This window comes from Hyphomonas sp. (genome assembly GCF_013823385.1).
Taxonomy (GTDB): Bacteria; Pseudomonadota; Alphaproteobacteria; order Caulobacterales; family Hyphomonadaceae; genus Hyphomonas.
Genome location: NZ_PNMA01000001.1, coordinates 341,843 through 360,633, shown reverse-complemented (window position 1 = coordinate 360,633; position 18,791 = coordinate 341,843). Strand labels below are relative to the sequence as shown.

Sequence of the window (18,791 nt, the reverse complement as noted above, 5' to 3'; positions counted from 1 at the left end):
CTTGCATCCTCCTCACCCCCGCTTTTTTCGGATCAAACCAGCAAAGAGTCCCCGGACAAACGAATGAAAGGGCCGCCGCCCTCCGCCGATCTCCAAGAATTTCTGAGGCCAATACTCTCCCGCCACGAATAAGCCTTCAGATATTCTCTCCACAGGCGAAGGAATCACCGGCTCGACTTGCCCCTGTTTCCTCTCTCCTCACCGAAGACCTCGCGGCCATCCCCCACCCCCTTGCTCAGAAGGAAGAATTATCGAAGTAAAACAGAGCTCTGATATCGGCCAATTCCCGGCCTGACGGTTTCCCGAATATTAATGCCTCGTATTGCCGCTCATGCAGTATTGTGGCTTTACTTCCTGTAGTGTCAGGGGACGGTGAGGCATGATCCCTATGTCCGGGTCAGGTCACCAGAGGCGGAAGAATGTCGGTCGACTCCAGCCAGTCGGGTCTCAAAAGCGTACCCTCTGCACGGCGCTACCGCCGCGCTGAAGGCGCTGCGCTGCCGTTTTTCCCCTATGGCCTCGTCCCCGTCCTCGGCCTCGCTGCCCTGCTGCTGTTTGGCTGGATGGTGCTCGCGGTCACGGCAGTCCAGGGCACGGCCCGCGCCGCTGCCGAACGCGCCCTCGCCGAGACCGGCGAAAGCTGGGCCAAAGTCCGCGCCTCTGGCCAGTGGGTCACCCTCGAAGGCAACCCGCCCAGCCCCGAGGCTGGTCAGCGTGCCATCAATGCCGTGCGCCAGGCCACCATGCCCACCTGGCTCGGCAAGGCCCGCCCCGTCACACGGGTCACTGCCAATTACGCGACCAGTACGCCTGCCCGGGCCAACTCGATCACCGCCTCCCCCGCTGCGGCCACTGATCCCGAATTCCTCTTCCGCCTCACCGCCGGCGCGCTCACCCTCAATGGCCGCGTTCCGACAGAAGCCCTCAGAACCGCCCTCGCAGCCCGCGCTGAAAGCCTCAGATCACCCGGCCATCTGCAGGATGTGATCAACCGGATGACGGTCACCAACGGCCCCTCGCCGGCGGGCTTTGAGGCGGTTGCCGAGCGCGCCATCGACACGCTCGCCCAGTGTGAAACCGGCACCGCCAGCTTCTCGGAATTGACCTTCAGCTTCCGCTGCCAGGCTGACGACGCCAAGGTCGAAAGCATCCGCGCGGCCGCCAATGCCGGTCTTCCCCTCGGCGCCTTCGGAACCGTAGAAATCCTTCCGATTCAAGCAGTTGTCAGCTGCGAAGAAGAACTCTCCCGCCTCCTGCAAGCTGCCCGCATCGAGTTTGCCCCCGGCAGCACCGTGCTGAATGTCGCCAGTGGTCCCGTGCTGGATCTGGCCGCCCGCGCCGCTGCCGACTGCCCCGGCACCCTGCGGGTTGAGGGGCACACGGACAATACCGGCACCCCGGCCTTCAACGACCAGCTCAGCCTGCGCCGGGCCGAAGCCGTCCGCGCCGCCATGATCGCGCGGGGCGTACCTCCCGAAAGACTGCTCGCCGCCGGACTGGGCCAGAACCAGCCCGTTGGAGACAACGCCACAGAAGAAGGGCGCGCCCGTAATCGCCGGATAGAAATCCGAATTGTCAGGCCAGACGAATGAGCCGGCTGATCCCCCCTAACGCGCCCACCGGCGGAGATTGACCATGTGGTTCCTGCTTATCCAGATATTCTTCTTCATGTGCGTCTCTGCAGCGCTGGGGGCAGCCCTCGCCTGGTGGTGGCTGCGCCGGCGCTTCATTGATGTGACGGAAACCCATGCCGAACTCACCCGGCAGGTGGAGACAGCCATCGCCGACGGCCGCGCCCTCAAGCGCGAAGACATAGACGCCAGCCTGACAGCCGCCCTCGCCGCCTACCAGCCGCCACAGCCGGACTTTGAGCCGCTCCAGAGCCGCCTCCTGCTGCTGGAACAACAGCTTGCCGCGCCCGATCCCGATCTCGGCGCGATGAAAGACCGCATCGGCATGATCGAGCAGGCCGTCTCCACCATCTCCGCCTCCATCGCCTCCCTGCGCAGCATTCACCTCGATGCCCTCTCCCAGGGCATCCGGGACGTTGCCCAGCGTGTGGACGGCATTCAGATGCCCGATGTCGACAGCGTCAACCTGCGCGTCGCCGCCCTTTCCGAGACAGTCGCCGCCAGCCGGCCAGACCTGACGCCCCTGCAGGACCGCCTCGGCGCGCTCGAAGCCGCGATCACCAACTTCCGTATCCCCGAGGTCGATCTTGGCCCGGTCCATAGTGGCCTTGCGCGGCTCGATCTCAGCCTGTCGGAGCTTCAGCCGCCCGAAGTCGACCTGCGGCCCATCGAGACCCGCCTGTCCAAGCTGGAAGAGCTTCTGGACGCCCTTGATACCAAAGACAATTTCGCCAGCCTTGCCGGTGATGTCGCCGTTCTGGCCGCCGAACTCTCCGCCGTCTCCGGCGAAGTGGCAAACGTGGCCGCCGATGTCGCCAAAGTGTCGGGGGAAGTCGGCTCGGTCGGCCAGGCCATCGCCCGCATCGAACTGCCCGACATGCCAGACCTCGACCCGCTCCACAGCCGGCTTGCCGAGATTGACGCCTCCCTCTCCGACCGCTTCGCCCTCGTGCAGGAACGGATCGCCGCGAATACACCGCTCAACGACGCGCTGATCGGCACACTCGCCGCCATCGAGTCAGATCTCGAAGTCGTCGCCTCCCGGCGCGGCCCCGATCTCGAACCGCTGTTCGTTCAACTCGCCTCTCTGGACGCATCGGTAGGAACAATCCGCAACGAACTGCGCGGCCAAAACCGCCTGGAATCGCTTGAGCGGCGCCTCATGGCCATTCAGGAGGCCGTCCACAATCCTCCGCCCGGCGAGGTCTCACGCGAGGACTTCACCGCCCTCGAAGACCGGCTCACCTCCATCGAATACGGCATCACGGCGCTCCACCACATGCTTCGCGGCCGCGGCGACAGCCGGGCAGAGCCTGAAACCCCGCGCGCCCGCGCGGAAACAACCGCGCTGGAAGCGCGCCCCAGCACCCGCACCACCCGTCCTCTGCCGGCTGCGGAGATCCACCGCCGCGCCGAAGCCATCGCCAAGGCCCGCAAACCCGGCGATCAGGCAAACCTCCTCACCCACGCCGCCTTTGGCGAAGGCGACGACCTCGCCCAGATCATCGGCGTCGGCCCCATCCTCACTGAGCTGCTCCACGAAGTGGGTGTGTTCTACTTCTGGCAGATTGCCGAATGGACGGATGAAGACGTCGCCTATGTCGATGAAAAGCTCCTGCATTTCAAAGGCCGGATCGAGCGGGACGACTGGGTTGGCCAGGCAAAGGCGCTCGCCGGAATGCCCGGCGCCGCCCCGCGCCCCGAAGCGGGCTGAACTGACCTTGCGGAACGGGTTGGCGAGGCAAGCCCCCGCCGCCTAATCTGCCGTCAGAACAGGCGGCTTCGCTGCCCATAAGGGAGACCCATTATGCTCGAAGGCATCCGCGTCATCGAATACGCTACCTACATGGCCGCCCCCGGCGCCGGCTGTATCCTTCGTGACTGGGGCGCCGATGTCGTCAAGATCGAGCCGCCCGGCGGTGATCCCATCCGCCTCTTCTTCCGCACGATCGGCACAGACTATCCCGACAATCCCGTCTTCGATTTCGACAATCGTGGCAAACAGTCGATCATCATCGACACCAGCAAGGCAGAGGGCCAGGCGCTCATCCGTGAACTGGTGAAAGACGCCGACGTGTTCCTGACCAATGTCCGCCCCGGCGGCCTTGCCCGCTCGGGGCTGGACTACGCGTCCCTGAAGGAGCTGAACCCGAAACTCGTCTACTGCTCCCTTTCGGGTTACGGCCTTGAAGGTCCGGATGCGGATCGTCCGGGCTTTGACATCGCCAGCTTCTGGAGCCGCACGGGCGTTGCCAACCTCACCATCCCCAAGGGCGGCGAGCCCTTCCCTCTACGGACGGCTTTTGGGGATCACACAACCTCCATTGCGGCGGCCGCCGGCATCTGCGCGGCGCTGGTGGAAGCCCAGCGCACCGGAAATGGCCGTCTCGTCGAGGCATCCCTCTTCCGAACCGGCCTCTACACTATGGGCTCCGATCTCGCGATCCAGCTTTTCTTTGGCCGCGTCGCCTCTACCAAGGGTCGGCACGAGCAGAATGTTCCGATTTCGAACTTCTATCAGAGCAAGGACGAAAAATGGTTCTGCATCGTTGCCCGCCAGGGCGAGACGGATTGGGCGCCGCTCTGCCGGGTGATCAACCGGCCCGAACTCGCCACCGATCCGCGCTTCAACAATGCCAAGGGCCGACGCGCCAACAATGCAGAAGTCGTCAACATTCTCGATGCGGGCTTCGGCGCCTATGAGATGAAGGAACTGGCCGCGCGCCTTGACGCAGAATCGATTGCCTGGGCCCCGGTTCAGACGCTGGCGGAAGTTGCCAGCGATCCGCAGGCATTCGCGGCGGGCGCCATCGTCCAGACGCCCAGCTCCAAGGGCGACGGCACGACCTATGCCTCACCTGCATCACCGGTTCGTTTCCCCGGCGCGGACGACGGCCCGAAAGGCCCCTCCCCGGCACCCGGCGAACACACGAAAGCCGTGCTCGGCTCTCTTGGGCGGAGCGAGGCAGACATAGAGACCCTCTACAAATCCGGCATCGTCTTCTGACAAAAAGGGCGCGAGATTATCTCGCGCCCTCTTAACTTAAGCAGTAGACGGAATTTATTTTCCCTTGAACACCGGTGTGCGCTTCTCAAGGATCGCGTTGACGCCTTCGATGTGATCATCGGTTTCATGCATCAGCGCCTGCGAGGCGGCCGACAGCTCCATGATCGTATCATAGGAAGCGTTGGTCCCATGGCGCATCAGCGTCTTGGCAAGGCGCAGCGCCTGGGGCGGCTGGCCCGCAATCTTCTCGGCCATCGCCATGGCTTCATCCATCAGTTTGTCCGTCGGCACGACGCGGGAGACGAGGCCCCATTCTGCTGCGGTCTTCGCGTCGATCACGTCGCCCGTGAACAGCAATTCGGCTGCGCGAGACGATCCAATGAGGCGCGGCAGCAACCAGGCGCCGCCATCCCCAGGAATGAGGCCCAGTTTCAGGAACGTCACGCCTAGTTTTGCCGTTTCCGAAGCAATGCGGATGTCCGCCATGCAGGCCACATCACATCCAAGACCGATGGCGGGGCCATTGATGGCGGAAATCAGCGGAGTTTCCATATTATACAGCGAGCGGACGATCATGTGGATGTTGCGGCGATAGCCTTCGCGGATGTCCGCCGGGCTTCCGCCGAATGCGCCGGTCTTCTCCTTCATCGCCTTCACATCACCGCCCGCAGAGAAGGCGCGGCCAGCGCCGGTGAGGATCGCGCAGCGGATCTGCGGATCGGCTGCAATCTCGGCGCACACCGCCGCCACAGCGGGCCCATCCCCTTCCTGCCCGAGCGCGTTCATCATTTCGGGACGGTTCAGCGTCATCACGGCGATGGGGCCGCGTTTCTCCAGCAGCAGAATGGACATGGGCGTTTCCTTTGACGTTAGCGTGTTCAGTGAGTTTCAGACGGGGACGTTTGGCGAGTGCCCGGCGCGGGCGGCGTTGCGGGCGGCCCGGCGAAGCACTGCGCCTTGGACATCCAGTCGGCCGCCACCGCGCCGGTCACCTCCAGGGATGTGTCGGCAATGTTGCGCGTCTGCGTGACGACCTGACAGAATTCCTCCGCCCGGCCTTCGATCCTCTCGGCGTCACTGGGGGTTCCATGCGTCCAGACCGCGCCCGAAGGCGCCGTGAGCAAGACATAGGGCATCTCCCCCGGCGGCTTTTCCCGGCGCGTCGCGTAAGTCCACCCAAAGGTATTGATGCCCAGCGTCACGATATTGCCGATCCGGTCCTCATTCTGGCGCACGACGCCCAGATGGTCGTAGACTTCCTGTCCGTGTGCCCATGTTTCCATCAGGCGAGCGGTGATCGAAGAGCGCGCGCTCATATCCGGCCCCGCCCATTTCAGGCGCGCCCTGGGGTCAGCGCTCGCGAAACGGCCGGCCGTTTCCTCGAACTGCTTTTCCCATTCGGCGACCAGAGCATAGCCCTCAAGCCCTGCCAGTACTTCACTCTCATATGCCCGCATGGATTTGCCGGAACTGGCCATCGTCTTCAGATGGTGAACCAGCTCGGCCTCGTCCGCCAGCTGAAGATAGGCCATCCGGTTCCAGAAGTGCAGATGCTGAAGCACATCATGAATGCCCCAGCCCTTGAACTGGGTCGGCTCGGTATATCGGACCGGCGCCGTCGCGGAAATCAGCGCATGCAACGCCCGGCTTTCCGCCCGGAAATCTTCAGCCTGCTGCATGGATCAGAGATCCCCTTTCAGGTCTTTCAGCACGCCGGAAAAATCCAGGCCGTCAAAGCCGCGCTCGGAGAGGTTCTGGTAGATGCTTTCGGCAAGTTCTCCGAGGCGAATGTCTGCCCCAGCCGCCTTGGCGGCGTCGGCGGCCAGATGCAGGTCTTTCAGCATCATGGCAACCGCGAAGCCCGGCTTGTAGTCGCGGTTGGCGGGTGAAGTGGGGACAGGGCCCGGCGCCGGGCAATAGCTGGTCATGCTCCAGCACTGGCCGGAGGAAACAGACGAGATGTTGAAAAAGGTCTGCGCGTCGAGGCCCAGCTTTTCAGCCAGGTTGAACGCCTCGCAGGTGCCGATCATGGAAATGCCGAGCAGCATGTTGTTGGCGATCTTTGCCGCCTGCCCGTTCCCCGCCCCGCCGGCATGAAAGATGTTCTTGCCCATTCCTTTGAGAATTGGCTCGGCCAGTTCGTAGGCGATCTTCGTGCCGCCGGCCATGAAAGTCAGTGTACCAGCATCTGCCGCCGCAGTGCCGCCCGAGACAGGGGCATCGACCATCATGAAGCCGGCATTGGAAGCCTTCTCATGTGCCTCGCGCGCATCGGTAACGGCGATGGTAGAACAGTCGATCAACAGAATGCCTTGCTGCGCGTGTTCGGCAACGCCGTCTGCGCCGAAATATACACCCAGAACATGCTTGCCCGCCGGCAGCATGGTGACCACAACATCCACGCCGTTCACCGCATCCGCAATCGATGTTGCGGCGCGCGCGCCCCGCTCGGCCGCAGCCGAGACAGCCTCCGCATTCAGGTCAAATGCGGCCACCTCATGGTGCGCCTTGACCAGGTTGGCGCACATGCCGGCGCCCATATTGCCAAGCCCGATGAAAGCGATCTTCGCCATGATGTTTCCTCCTGCAGCGCGGGCTGCTTATTTGTCTTCAAACTTCGCTGCGCGCTTCTCGCTGAACGCGGCCATGCCCTCTTTCTGATCAGCAGTGCCAAACAGGCCCTGGAACAGGCGGCGTTCGAATTTCACGCCTTCCGTGGTCGGAAGTTCCAGAGACCGCGCCACCATTTCCTTGGCCGCCATGATCGAAGGAATGGAGAAGCCGGCAATCTCATTGGCTGCTTCCAGCGCAACGTCCATCAGCGTATCATGCGGCACCACGCGGGAGACAAGGCCAATCCGGTCTGCCTCCGCGCCATCGATCATGCGCCCGGTCAGCACCAGATCCATTGCCTTTGCCTTGCCGACAGCTTTGGTCAGCCGGATCGAGCCGCCCATGCCGGGCGTCACGCCGAGCTTGATTTCAGGCTGGCCGAACTTGGCCTTGTCGGAGGCAATGATTACGTCACACATCATCGCCAGCTCACACCCGCCACCGAGCGCAAAGCCGTTTACCGCAGCGATCACCGGCTTGCGGCAGGCAGCGAAACGGTCCCAACCGGCGAAATAGTCCTCGACATACATGTCGGAGAAAGACTGCGGCTGCATTTCCTTGATGTCGGCGCCCGCCGCAAAGGCGCGGCCTGCGCCCGTCAGCACGCTGACGGCAATCTCCTTGTTGCGGTCAATCGCCATGAAGCAATCGACAACCTCGCGCATGATCTCTGCATTAAGGGCGTTGAGGCTGTCGGGACGGTTGAGCGTCACCACAGCCACACGGCCCTTCTGTTCGAACTGGATCGTCTTGTACTCGGTCATCGGATTATCCCATTGTTGGAATGACAAATGCCTGGTCGCCGATATCGCCTTCCGGCCAGCGCTGGGTCACGGTCTTGATCTTGGTGTAGAAGCGCACGCCCTCGGGGCCATGCTGGTTCGTGTCACCGAAGGCAGAGCGTTTCCAGCCGCCAAAGGTGTGATACGCCACCGGCACCGGGATCGGCACGTTCACGCCCACCATGCCGACATTCACCTGCGCCGCAAATTCGCGCGCGGCGCGGCCATTGGAGGTGAAGATGGCGCAGCCATTCCCATACTGATGGTTTGAGGGCAGCGCAGCGGCCTCTTCCAGCGTCTCGACCCGCATCACCTGCAATACCGGCCCGAAGATTTCTTCCTGATAGGATCTCATCGACGGTTTCACATTGTCGAAGAGGTTCGGGCCAATGAAGTACCCCCCCTCATTGCCCTGCAGCTTGAGCCCCCGGCCGTCCAGCAGCAGGCTGGCGCCTTCATCCACGCCCATCTGGATATAGCTTTCGACCTTCGCCTTGTGCGCAGCAGAAACCACCGGTCCATAATGCGCATCCGTGTCGGTCGAGACGCCAACCTTCAGGCCGCGGGCCGCCTCAAGCATCCGCTCGACAAACTCGTCACCCGTCTTCTTGCCAACCGTAACGGCCACCGGCAGCGCCATGCAACGCTCACCGGCCGAGCCATAAGCGGCGCCGACAATATCCTTCACCGCCTGCTCAAGGTTGGCGTCCGGCAGGATGATGCCATGGTTCTTGGCCCCGCCCATCGCCTGAACGCGCTTGCCGTTCGCCGTGCCGGTCGAATAGACATACTGTGCGATGTCGGACGATCCGACAAAGCTCACCGCCTTGATGTCCGGATGGGTCAGGATCGCGTCAACCGCTTCCTTGTCGCCATTGATGACGTTGAGCACGCCCTTCGGCAGGCCGGCCTCCATCATCAGTTCGGCCAGGCGCATCGGCACGGACGGGTCTTTCTCCGAGGGCTTCAGGATGAAGGTATTGCCGCAGGCAATCGCCACGGCCGCCATCCAGCACGGGATCATGGCCGGAAAGTTGAACGGCGTGATGCCCGCGCACACGCCGAGCGGCTGGCGCATGGAATAGACGTCAATGCCGGGGCCTGCGCCTTCGGTATATTCGCCCTTCAGAAGGTGGGGAATACCACAGGCGAACTCCACCACATCCAGCCCGCGCTGAATGTCGCCTTTGGAATCGGCGATCACCTTGCCATGCTCGGAAGACAGCATGTGCGCCAGCTCGTCCATATTAGCTTCCACGAGGCGCTTGAACTCGAACATCACGCGCGCCCGGCGCTGCGGGTTCGTGTTCGCCCAGCCGGGAAACGCCGCCGTTGCCGCGTCCACCGCCGCGCCGAGCTCCGCCTTCGTTGCCAGCGCCACGCGCGCCTGGATAGCGCCTGTATTGGGATCGTAAATATCGCCAAACCGGCCAGACGTTCCGGCAACCATCCTGCCGTTCACAAAATGATGAACTTCGCGCACGCGCGCTCCTCCTGCCTATGGGCCTATGCGGCAGCCGCAGCACACTCTGCGCGCCGTCACGGCGTTTATGATGGAGCGGGCTTGCCGCATTTTCCGGTGTCTTGCAAGGAAGCCACCTGGCCGTAAGGCGCCCTTGACGCGGCGTCCTGCGCGGCTTCCGGCGAGAATATTGCTTATCCCGGTAGCGCGATTGCCAGCGGCTTACGCCAGCGCGGGAACCGCCAGCACATCCACCGGCGACCGGCGCAAGACCTCCTCGGCCACGCTGCCGAGAAAGAAGCGCCGGATGCCGCTATGGCCCTGCGTTCCCACAACAATGAGGTCTGCGCCAATCTCCTGCGCCGCAGCACATAATGTCTGCGCCGCCGTTCCCTGCTGCATGCGGGGCATGACCCCGGTGTGGGCAAGCCCGATCTGATCCGCAATGGTTTTCAGAGTGTCGGCGGAAGCTTTCCTCTGCTCGGCGATATAGTGCTGAATGCTGGCCGTGGTGGTTCCGGCCTTGGTCATCAAGCGGATGGCCGGGGTATCGAAAACATTGCAGAGAGACACCTGCGCCCCGGCGGCTATTCCGCTCCGGAAAAAGCTGGTGGCCGCCAGCACAGACGCCTCCGAGAAATCGGTTGCCAGCAATACGCGGCGATAGGGGACATCCTCAGCATTGACCGCCATAAGCACGGGCACGTTGCTCTGCCGGATTACCTGCTCGACATTCGTGCCGGTGAGCACTTCCCGCAAACCGCGGCGCCCTGGCGCGCCGACCACAATCAACTCCGCCTCGCCGCCGCGGGCCGTCTCGAGGATAACCTTGGCCGGATCGCCCTCTTGGAGCTGCGCTACCGCGCCCGCCGCCCGCGCCGCCTCGTTCAGCTGGTCCCGCGCCGCAGCGTCGCCCGCATGGACAAGCAACAGCTCAGCCTTTGTGTTGGCGGCGATACGCATGGCGCGCGCCTGGGCGCGGGCGCAGTTTTCAGAAAACCGGGTTGCGGCCAGTATCTTGCGCAAGAGTACCCCCTACAGCGTCCACACCCTTTAAACCGGCAGTGAAGGCGGGTCGATGGTGCCGGCTACAGGACTCGAACCCGTGACCCTCTGATTACAAATCAGATGCTCTACCAGCTGAGCTAAGCCGGCACTTAGGCGGTGGCTACAGGGGTTGGAGGGGGCGGTCAAGTCAGCTTTCTGACTGGCGTTCCCGCTTGCGCCGCCCTGCTCCGGCGATGCTTGCTATGGGCCGGCGGAGCTGTTTTGCTGCCCGCAAACGTCTCGAAAGCCCTGCCGCATTGCCGCCCGCCCCACCTCGCGCCCTGATGCCAGACCTGCTGCGCGCCTTTGCCCTGATCGGCATTGCGGTGGTGAACGTATCCGGCTTCGCTGCGCCGGCCACGGACGGCTTCTATGGCGCGGGGCTGGAGACCCCCGCAGACCGCGCGGCCTATACGGCCATGTCAGGCCTGTTCCTGATGAAGTCCTATCCGCTGTTTGCGATGATGTTCGGCGCAGGTCTCGCCTGGCAGCTGGAGGCGGCGGACCGCGCAGGCGCAGATGCCGGCGCGCGCTATTTCCGGCGGATGGCGGGGCTCATTTTCCTGGGCGCCTTGCATTTCATCTTCTTCTGGCATGGCGACATCCTGATCACCTACGGCCTGCTGGGCGGTCTGCTTTTCACCCTGCGCGACGCCTCGGCGGCCTCGCTGGTTCGCCTGGGACTCGGCCTGATTGCCCTCAACACGCTGATCCTCTTCCTCCTCGCAGCACTGATCGGCGCGGGTGACGCCTATGCGCCTGAAGAAATGGCCAAGGCGCGCGATCCTGCAGCCGATGCCGCGCAGATCCGCGCCTTCACGGAGGGCAGCTTCCTGGACGCAGCGGCCTGGCGCCTGTCGCAGCTTCCGCTCGTCCTGCCCAGCGTGCTGATCCAGCAGGGCATCGCTGTCTTCGGGTTCTTCTGCCTCGGGCTTGCCGCCGCCAAAGCCGGCGTGATTGACCAGCCACAGGCGCGCATCTGGAGGCTCTCGCGCTGGGTGTTCCTGCCCATCGGCCTGCTCGGCAGCCTCTGGGCCGCCATTCTGATGACCCGCGCCGGAACAATCGTTTCCAGCCAGTACATGCTGGCTGCGGCGATCCTCATGACCTTCTCAACTTTCTCAGCCTTGGGGTATGCGGGCCTCATGGCGCTGGCCTCTCAAGGCCGCCCCGGCCCTATCCGCCGCTTCCTGGCACGCGCAGGGTCTGCCTCCCTGACGGCATACCTGGTGCAATCCCTCGTTCTTTCTTTCATTTTTGCTGGCTATGGCCTGGGCCAGTTCGGGCGCATGAGCGCGGCTGAGGCTATCCTGACAGCGCTCGGCGTAGGGCTTGCCTCCCTGCTCCTTACAGGGCTCTGGCGCAGCTTTGCAGCGCGGGGGCCTTTGGAAGTCCTCTTGAGGCGGGTTACCTATTGGGGCCGCGCCTAGAGCTTTCCTTTACCGGCGAGAGCGTTAAAAGGCGCGTTCTCCAACAGAAAGGCTCTGAAAAGGCCCCATGACCCAGCAACGGCGCATCCTCATCACCTCGGCCCTGCCCTACATCAACGGCGTGAAGCATCTCGGCAACCTTGCCGGCTCGATGCTTCCGGCAGACGTGTACGCCCGCGTGATGCGACTGATGGGCCATGAGGTGACCTATATCTGCGCCACCGATGAACACGGTACCCCGGCCGAACTCGCCGCACAGGCTGCTGGTCAGACCGTGCAGGCCTATTGCGACGAGCAATACGAAATCCAGCGCAAGGCCGGTGAAGGCTTCAACCTCTCCTTCGACTGGTTCGGCCGCACCTCGCGCCCGGCAAACCACAAGATCACCCAGCATCTCGCCCAGCAGCTGGAGAAGAATGGCCTGATTGAAGTGCGTACCTCCAAACAGGTCTACGCCGTCGATGACGGCCGTTTCCTGCCGGACCGTTACGTGGAAGGCACCTGCCCGCATTGCGGCTATGAAAAAGCGCGCGGCGACCAGTGCGACAGCTGCGGCCGCCTCCTCGATCCCGTTGATCTGATCAATCCCTACTCGGCGGTTACGGGCAGCCGGAATATCGAGATCCGGGATACTGACCACCTCTACCTGCTCCAGACTGGCATGCAGGGCCGCATCCGCGAATGGGTCAACGAGAAGGGGAAGAACTGGCCCTCTCTGGCAGTTTCCATCGCCAATAAATGGCTCGATGAAGGCCTGATCGCCCGCTCGATCACCCGCGATCTCAGCTGGGGCGTAAAGGTCACCGACGTGGACGGCAATCCGCGCCCAGGCTTCGAGAACAAGGTCTTCTATGTCTGGTTCGACGCGCCGATCGGTTACATCTCCGCGACGCAGGAATGGGCCGAAGCCACCGGCAATGACTGGGAGAAACTCTGGCTCACCGACAAGGGCGCAGACCAGACCGAATATGTCCAGTTCATGGGCAAGGACAACGTGGCCTTCCACACGGTCAGTTTCCCGGTCACCCTGCTCGGCTCCGGCGAGCCCTGGAAAACCGTCGACAAGCTCAAGGCCTTCAACTGGGTCACCTGGTATGGCGGCAAGTTCTCCACCAGCCAGAAGCGCGGCGTGTTCATGGATCAGGCCCTCAGCCTTCTGCCGTCTGACTATTGGCGCTGGTATCTCATCTCCAACGCGCCGGAAGGCTCCGACGCCGCCTTCACCTGGGAAGGCTTTCAGGCGGCGGTGAACTCCGATCTTGCCAACGTGCTCGGCAACTTCATCAACCGGATCACCAAATACTGCGCCTCGAAATTCGACGGCAAGGTTCCTGAGGCTGGCGTTTCCGGTGAGGCCGAAGCCTGGATGGCAAACGAGCTGGCCGAGCGCCTGCCGCGCCTTGTCGAGTTCTACGAAGCCATGGAGTTCCGCAAGGCGGCTGCCGAAACGCGTGCCATCTGGGCGGCCGGTAATGAATACCTCACCAAGGCGGAGCCCTGGGTGAAGTACAAGAATGATGTGGACGCCGCCGCTGTCGGCGTGCGCGCGGGCATCAATCTTGCTGCCCTCTTCGGCATCATCGCTCAGCCGATCATACCGGACGCGGCCAAGAAAATCCTCGATGCCCTCGGCATTCCGGAAGAAAACCGCAAGATGCCCAGCGGCTCAAAAGCGGAGGACTTTGCGGCCCTGCTCGATGCGCTTCCGCGTGGCCATGCCATCACCCCGCCAGACGTCCTCTTCCAGAAGATCGAGGACACGCATGTCGCCGAATGGACCGAGCGTTTCGGCGGCGGCAAGGAGTAAACAGTGGCGGGGCCATTTGGTCCCGCCGCATACGGATGGTTTAAGCCTTCCGGAAGACCGCCATCAGATTGTTCGCGGGCATCTCGATGACAGCATCGAGCCGCAACCCCGCCGCCTGCGCCAGCGGCGCGAGATCCAAATCAAGATCCCGCACGCCCCACCGGGCATCTCTGCTCTTGAGGTTCTCATCAAAGGCAGCATTTGAAGGCGCGATCACGCCGCTGCGCGCAAACGGCCCGTAAAGCACCAGGGCGCCGCCGGGCTTCAGCAACCGCCCCGCCCCCGCTATCAGTCCTTCTGCCGCCTCAAACGGCGCGATGTGAACCATGTTGGCGCTGAATACAGCGTCCCACGTGCCCGCCTGCTCCGCTGCGCCCCAGTCTTTGTCAGCGGCGTTGATAATCAGCGGCCCTTGTAAGCGGTCTAATTGCGCGGCGGCCCGCCAGGCGCGCTGGCTCTCAAGGCTTGGCGGGTCGATGTCGGAATAGGTCCAATACAGGCCGGGCAGTTCCGCAACCAGGAATGCGCCATGCTCCCCAGTTCCGGACGCTATCTCCAGAACGTGCGCGGGCAGCGCCAGATGCGCCTTCAGCACGTCGCGTATCGGCTCACGGTTGCGCGCGGTGGAGGGGGAAAAGCGCCGCCCATCCCCGCTCTCGCCGCGATCCTCCAGCGCAACGGGCGGCTTATCCGCCATGCCGGGCTTTCTCGAAGTCGAACATCTCGGTCGTCACGCTTGCCTGCCCGGCAGGCGTGTAGCGCGGCCCGACAGCCCGCTCCGGCGCGAAGGCTGCGTCCAGCCGCGCCACCTGCTCCGCCGTCAGACGAACCTTCGCGGCGTTGTGGTTCTCTTCCAGATGCGGGATGCTCCGTGTGCCCGGAATGGGCAGAACATGGCCGCCCTTGGCCATGGTCCAGGCGATCGCCATCTGCGCCACGCTGCATCCTGCTTCCCCGGCCACCACCCGCGCCGTTTCAAGCAAGGGCAGGTTTGCGGGATAATTCTCGTCAGCAAAACGCGGGAACAGCACGTTGCGCATATCGGCTTCGTGGAAGCTCGCCGGGTCCGCCGGCGGATCGGCGAGGAACCCGCGCCCGACCGGCGAGAAAGCCACAAAGGCCACGCCAAGCTCCCGGCACGCGTCCAGCACGGCAATCTCCGGATTGCGCACCCACAGCGAATATTCAGACTGCAGCGCCGCCACGGGATGCACCTTATGCGCCCGGCGCAGCTGATCTTCCCCCATTTCCGACAGGCCATAGAAGCGGGTCTTCCCCTCACGGATGAGATCAGCCATCGCGCCAGCGGACTCCTCAACCGGAACTTTCGGGTCAGGCCGGTGAAGATAGTAGAGATCAATCACATCGGTGCGCAGCCGTTTCAGGCTCGCCTCGCACGCCGCCTTGATCGCTTCGGGCCGCCCATCCAGCGTGCGCTGCTTTTCCTTGAAGCCCAGCACACACTTGCTCGCCAGGAAATATTCCTGCCGCCGCTTGCCCAGCGTCTCTCCGATCAGCTCCTCGCTCCGGCCAAGGCCATAGATCGTCGCCGTATCGAGAAAATCACAGCCGATATCCAGCGCCCGCAAGAGCAGGGCTTTCGCCTCGCCTTCATCTGCAGGCGGACCATAAGAATGCATGATGTTCATGCAGCCAAGGCCCACAGGATGCACCTGCCGGTCTCCAATGCGCCGCCGCTCCACGGTCATCGGCCTACCCCCTCGGCTTGAAACGCTGGCGCAGGTCCGCCTTCAGGATCTTGCCATTGGCATTGCGCGGCAAGGGCTCATCCTGGAACTGGATTTCCACCGGCACCTTGAACGCTGCCAGCTGCCCGGCCACATGCGCGCGCAGGTCCGCTTCCGTCGCCGTCTTTCCCGGCTTCAGCTGCACCACAGCGCCCACTTCCTCGCCCAGCACCTTGTGCGCAATCCCCACCACGGCGGCATCCATCACCGCCGGATGATCGTAGAGCGCGCTTTCCACCTCGATACAGTAGACGTTCTCGCCGCCCCGGATCAGCATGTCCTTCGCCCGGTCGACGAGATAGAGGAACCCCTCCTCGTCGATGCGCGCAAGGTCACCGGTCACCACCCAGCCATTGCGGAAGGTTTCGGCCGTCGCGTCGGGCCGGTTCCAGTAGAGCCGGCAATTCGCCGCGCTCTTGCACCAGAGTTCGCCCACCTCCCCGGCCGGCACCTCATTGCCCTCGGGATCGCAGATCTTCAGTTCCACCGCTGCTGGCGGCGCGCCAGCGCTGGAGGGGCGGTTCACATAGTCTTCGCCGATATTCAGCGTCGCCGTGGCGCAGGTTTCGGTCATGCCCCAGCCATTGCCGGGCGCCGCTTCGGGAAAACGCTTCTTGATGGTCGAAACCAGTTCGGGCGCAGACGGCGCGCCGCCATAGGAAATCGCCTGGATGGAGGAGAGGTCATATTTGTCCCTGTCCGGATGTTCCAGGATTTGCCAGGCAATCGCCGGCACGCCGCCCACCGCGGTGATCTTCTCACCCTCGATGATCGGCAGCGCCTCGCCCGCGTCCCATTTGTACATCGACACAACCTTGTCCCCGCGCAGCGCCGAAGGGATCAGGATCGCAAACGACCCCGTCGCATGGAAAAACGGAATGGAGATCAGCGTCGCGCGCATCGCTTCGGGATCGGGCGCGGGCACAGGCTCGCCCTTGCGCAGGAACATCCGCGCCTGGCAGGCGCTGGAGTTGAACATGTTGGTGATCACCGCGCGGTGGGTGGCCAGCGCGCCCTTGGGTTTTCCGGTCGTGCCCGAGGTATACATGATCGTTGCGTCGTCATCGGGCGCAATCTGAACCCCCGTCGGCCCGGCATCGGGCAGCTTCCCCCAGTCATTGGGATGGCCCACGATGGCATCAAGCGAAGAGACGCGCGGATCGGCAATCTCCTCGGCCGAATCCCGCGCAACCAGAATATGCTGCAGGTCCGGCAGCTTGTGCAGATGATCGCGGATGCGCTCATAAATCTGCAGGTCCATCACCGCCAGCTTCACCCCGGCAAAGGAAAGGCCGTATTCCAGCTCTTCAGCGGTCCACCAGGAATTCATCGGCGTGGCGATCGCCCCCAGGCTCAGCGCAGCATAGAAGGCCAGCGGCCATTGCGGATAGTTCCGCATGACGATGGCCACCCGGTCGCCTTTCTGAATGCCGTAGACGTCGCGCATCTCGGCGGCCAGCTTGCGCACAGCCAGGTTCAGCGCGCCAAATGTCACCCGCTCATTCTGGTAGACGAGATAGGTGCGCTCCGGAAATTGCTGTGCCGCCAGTTCCAGGATCACGGGAATGTTCGGCGGCGCGTTCTTGTAGACCTTCATGCGGACGCCGCGAATCTCGGCCTCTTCAAGCTCCAGCGGCGATCCCGGCCCGGCCAGCGCGGCATTGGCCTGGGCGATCGACATGGCGGGCCAGTTCGGGGGGAGAAGGTCTGTCGGCATGGGTTTCCTCGGGTTGTTTCTGTGCTGGCGCCAGACAACCACGCGCGGGCCGGATAATGAAGGGGCTCACATGCGACACGGCGTCATTTTTGTGTGAACCGGCGCCCAAATCCGGCCTTTGACAGCATGTTTTTTCCTGGCGGGCGCCAGAACCCTCAGCTTCAGGTGAGTTCTGCCCCATCAGCGGATGGCAACCATTTCGTCCAGATCGGTATCGGGGTTAAACTTCCTGGGCCGCGACTTCCATGCCCAACCCAGCAGCAGCGGCAACGCAATCAGGATGAAGCCGGCCTTGATGAAGGCAGAGGTGGTCCCATCCCCGGCACCGATCGGCAGCGCGAAGAGAACGCCCGCCAGCATCGCCAGGGCGCCGGACGCAAAGCACAGCAGCGGCCAGTAAATCTCCGCCCGCTCGCCTGCCCGGAACTCAGCCGCCGGATTGGCCCGCCGCACGCCCAGCGCCACCAGCCACACCATCGGATAGAAGCTCTCCGCCCGGTCCTCGAAATCGGCAAAGCCCGCATAATGCATGTTGGAGATGGTCACGCGGGACTGGTCGCCCGTCAGCTCCAGCAGCATGCGCCCCGGCTGCCCCCGGCTCGGCGCCCAGGCAATCCGCACCCGCCGCACACGGTCATAGGGAATTGTCAGCTGAAGCGATCCGTCCGCCCCGTGCTTTTCCAGCCGGCCTGGAAAGGCGCGCCAGAGAATCTCGCCCTTCTCGAAGGCGGAAATTCTCTGGCGGAATTCCGTGTTTTCCATCCTGTCCCCCCAGGTTCGGGAGACAGTCTATGCCTTATTTGCCGTAGTCACAAAAGCGCAGTCTGCGGGTCGTGCCGTCACGGTCGGCCACCGTGTAGGTCTGCCCGGTCAGGCCGCTTTCGTCGCACAGATAGCCGATCTGATACATCGCCAGCTTCACTTCATTGTCAGGCTGGATGTCATACTGCGCCATCAGGTCGATCGCATCGAGATGCCGGCCCAGCTTCATCAGCGCGTTGAAGCGCTCCGTATGGGTCGCATCGACCGAGGCCAGCACAGCGTTCAGCGCGTCCACCTGCGCGCGGGCTTCCGGCAGCTTGGTCCTGGCGCGGCGGGCCGCATCCGTATTCGGATGATTGGCAATCACTTCGTCGAAATAACCGACCGCGCCCGGAAGGTCATATCCCGTCGGGCTCATGCTCAGCACGCCGAGTTCATAGAGAACGTCCGCCTTCTGCGCCGGGGTGATTCCGGTATCGCCGGCCAGCTGCATCAGGCGCTGAATGGCAGTGGGCACATTCCCGGCGGCCTGCAATTCGGCTGCCGTGCTCATGCCCAGCTCATATTGGGAGGGTACCACAACAACAACGGCCGCCGGTTCATCGCTCGGGGGCGCCTGCGTCGCGCACGCGGCGAGAACAAGCGCTGAGGCCATGGCGGCAAGGCTGAAACGGGTCATATCAAACTTCCTTCTTGCAGGCGGAATCATGAGTTTCGCGCCTTCTCCATAGCCTGCCGGAAGGAAGCGGCACAGGGCAGAAGTGTGATGTTAGTGTGGCAAAGCC

At 63.4% G+C, this 18,791-nt stretch carries 16 protein-coding genes and 1 tRNA gene; 5 read left to right on the top strand and 12 right to left on the bottom strand.

What is annotated here, in order from left to right:
* Window positions 1–419 precede the first annotated feature (419 nt).
* From C0456_RS01720 to C0456_RS01710, 3 genes are all read left to right on the top strand, one after another.
* Window positions 420–1,592, top strand: coding sequence for an OmpA family protein (locus C0456_RS01720; protein WP_291047669.1), 1,173 nt, complete (start codon window positions 420–422; stop codon window positions 1,590–1,592).
* Window positions 1,593–1,635: 43 nt separating this feature from the next.
* On the top strand, window positions 1,636–3,345 hold the full coding sequence (locus tag C0456_RS01715; RefSeq protein ID WP_291047667.1) for a hypothetical protein: 1,710 nt from the start codon (window positions 1,636–1,638) through the stop codon (window positions 3,343–3,345).
* A 93-nt stretch (window positions 3,346–3,438) separates the two neighbouring features.
* Window positions 3,439–4,638 (top strand): CaiB/BaiF CoA-transferase family protein, encoded by a 1,200-nt coding sequence (locus C0456_RS01710; RefSeq protein ID WP_291047666.1) that lies wholly within the window; start codon window positions 3,439–3,441, stop codon window positions 4,636–4,638.
* A 54-nt stretch (window positions 4,639–4,692) separates the two neighbouring features.
* Here the strand turns inward: C0456_RS01710 and C0456_RS01705 are convergent, their stop codons facing one another.
* The 7 genes from C0456_RS01705 to C0456_RS01675 form a co-directional block, all read right to left on the bottom strand.
* Window positions 4,693–5,490: a crotonase/enoyl-CoA hydratase family protein gene (locus C0456_RS01705; protein ID WP_291047665.1), complete on the bottom strand. Its 798-nt coding sequence runs from the start codon at window positions 5,488–5,490 to the stop codon at window positions 4,693–4,695.
* A 26-nt stretch (window positions 5,491–5,516) separates the two neighbouring features.
* Window positions 5,517–6,317 carry a TIGR03084 family metal-binding protein gene (locus C0456_RS01700; protein ID WP_291047664.1) on the bottom strand — a complete coding sequence of 267 codons (801 nt, stop codon included), beginning with the start codon at window positions 6,315–6,317 and terminating at the stop codon, window positions 5,517–5,519.
* Between the two features lie 3 nt (window positions 6,318–6,320).
* Complete coding sequence (mmsB, locus tag C0456_RS01695) at window positions 6,321–7,211, bottom strand: 3-hydroxyisobutyrate dehydrogenase (protein ID WP_291047662.1); 891 nt, start codon at window positions 7,209–7,211, stop codon at window positions 6,321–6,323.
* Between the two features lie 27 nt (window positions 7,212–7,238).
* Window positions 7,239–8,015, bottom strand: a complete 777-nt coding sequence (locus C0456_RS01690; RefSeq protein WP_291047660.1) for an enoyl-CoA hydratase-related protein — start codon at window positions 8,013–8,015, stop codon at window positions 7,239–7,241.
* Between the two features lie 4 nt (window positions 8,016–8,019).
* Window positions 8,020–9,516, bottom strand: a complete 1,497-nt coding sequence (locus C0456_RS01685; RefSeq protein WP_291047659.1) for a CoA-acylating methylmalonate-semialdehyde dehydrogenase — start codon at window positions 9,514–9,516, stop codon at window positions 8,020–8,022.
* A 201-nt stretch (window positions 9,517–9,717) separates the two neighbouring features.
* Window positions 9,718–10,521, bottom strand: a complete 804-nt coding sequence (locus C0456_RS01680) for a universal stress protein (protein WP_291047657.1) — start codon at window positions 10,519–10,521, stop codon at window positions 9,718–9,720.
* Window positions 10,522–10,574: 53 nt separating this feature from the next.
* Window positions 10,575–10,650: transfer RNA gene (locus tag C0456_RS01675), tRNA-Thr, on the bottom strand.
* A 176-nt stretch (window positions 10,651–10,826) separates the two neighbouring features.
* On the opposite strand from C0456_RS01675, the gene C0456_RS01670 reads away from it, so the two are divergent.
* Window positions 10,827–11,972 (top strand): DUF418 domain-containing protein, encoded by a 1,146-nt coding sequence (locus C0456_RS01670; RefSeq protein WP_291047656.1) that lies wholly within the window; start codon window positions 10,827–10,829, stop codon window positions 11,970–11,972.
* A gap of 67 nt (window positions 11,973–12,039) precedes the next feature.
* Complete coding sequence (gene metG / locus C0456_RS01665; RefSeq protein ID WP_291047655.1) at window positions 12,040–13,779, top strand: methionine--tRNA ligase; 1,740 nt, start codon at window positions 12,040–12,042, stop codon at window positions 13,777–13,779.
* Window positions 13,780–13,819: 40 nt separating this feature from the next.
* On the opposite strand, the gene C0456_RS01660 is transcribed toward metG, so the two are convergent.
* From C0456_RS01660 to C0456_RS01640, 5 genes are all read right to left on the bottom strand, one after another.
* Window positions 13,820–14,476 (bottom strand): DUF938 domain-containing protein, encoded by a 657-nt coding sequence (locus tag C0456_RS01660; protein WP_291047654.1) that lies wholly within the window; start codon window positions 14,474–14,476, stop codon window positions 13,820–13,822.
* Complete coding sequence (locus tag C0456_RS01655; protein WP_291047653.1) at window positions 14,466–15,488, bottom strand: aldo/keto reductase; 1,023 nt, start codon at window positions 15,486–15,488, stop codon at window positions 14,466–14,468. The genes C0456_RS01660 and C0456_RS01655 overlap by 11 nt, the downstream gene beginning before the upstream one ends.
* 4 nt (window positions 15,489–15,492) lie before the next feature.
* A complete protein-coding gene (locus C0456_RS01650) occupies window positions 15,493–17,208 on the bottom strand; it encodes a class I adenylate-forming enzyme family protein (protein ID WP_291047652.1) in 1,716 nt (571 codons plus the stop codon).
* Window positions 17,209–17,424: 216 nt separating this feature from the next.
* Window positions 17,425–18,006: a hypothetical protein gene (locus C0456_RS01645; protein WP_291047651.1), complete on the bottom strand. Its 582-nt coding sequence runs from the start codon at window positions 18,004–18,006 to the stop codon at window positions 17,425–17,427.
* A 34-nt stretch (window positions 18,007–18,040) separates the two neighbouring features.
* Window positions 18,041–18,685: a hypothetical protein gene (locus C0456_RS01640; protein ID WP_291047650.1), complete on the bottom strand. Its 645-nt coding sequence runs from the start codon at window positions 18,683–18,685 to the stop codon at window positions 18,041–18,043.
* Window positions 18,686–18,791 lie beyond the last annotated feature (106 nt).

Excerpts from the sequence above, each read along its gene's own strand:
- metG (WP_291047655.1), top strand. The coding sequence starts at position 12,040 with ATGACCCAGCAACGGCGCATCCTCATCACCTCGGCCCTGCCCTACATC.
- C0456_RS01705 (WP_291047665.1), bottom strand. The coding sequence starts at position 5,490 with ATGTCCATTCTGCTGCTGGAGAAACGCGGCCCCATCGCCGTGATGACG.
- C0456_RS01710 (WP_291047666.1), top strand. The coding sequence starts at position 3,439 with ATGCTCGAAGGCATCCGCGTCATCGAATACGCTACCTACATGGCCGCC.
- C0456_RS01720 (WP_291047669.1), top strand. The coding sequence starts at position 420 with ATGTCGGTCGACTCCAGCCAGTCGGGTCTCAAAAGCGTACCCTCTGCA.
- C0456_RS01660 (WP_291047654.1), bottom strand. The coding sequence starts at position 14,476 with ATGGCGGATAAGCCGCCCGTTGCGCTGGAGGATCGCGGCGAGAGCGGG.
- C0456_RS01640 (WP_291047650.1), bottom strand. The coding sequence starts at position 18,685 with ATGACCCGTTTCAGCCTTGCCGCCATGGCCTCAGCGCTTGTTCTCGCC.
- C0456_RS01670 (WP_291047656.1), top strand. The coding sequence starts at position 10,827 with ATGCCAGACCTGCTGCGCGCCTTTGCCCTGATCGGCATTGCGGTGGTG.
- mmsB (WP_291047662.1), bottom strand. The coding sequence starts at position 7,211 with ATGGCGAAGATCGCTTTCATCGGGCTTGGCAATATGGGCGCCGGCATG.
- C0456_RS01655 (WP_291047653.1), bottom strand. The coding sequence starts at position 15,488 with ATGACCGTGGAGCGGCGGCGCATTGGAGACCGGCAGGTGCATCCTGTG.
- C0456_RS01650 (WP_291047652.1), bottom strand. The coding sequence starts at position 17,208 with ATGTCGATCGCCCAGGCCAATGCCGCGCTGGCCGGGCCGGGATCGCCG.
- C0456_RS01700 (WP_291047664.1), bottom strand. The coding sequence starts at position 6,317 with ATGCAGCAGGCTGAAGATTTCCGGGCGGAAAGCCGGGCGTTGCATGCG.
- C0456_RS01645 (WP_291047651.1), bottom strand. The coding sequence starts at position 18,006 with ATGGAAAACACGGAATTCCGCCAGAGAATTTCCGCCTTCGAGAAGGGC.
- C0456_RS01690 (WP_291047660.1), bottom strand. The coding sequence starts at position 8,015 with ATGACCGAGTACAAGACGATCCAGTTCGAACAGAAGGGCCGTGTGGCT.
- C0456_RS01715 (WP_291047667.1), top strand. The coding sequence starts at position 1,636 with ATGTGGTTCCTGCTTATCCAGATATTCTTCTTCATGTGCGTCTCTGCA.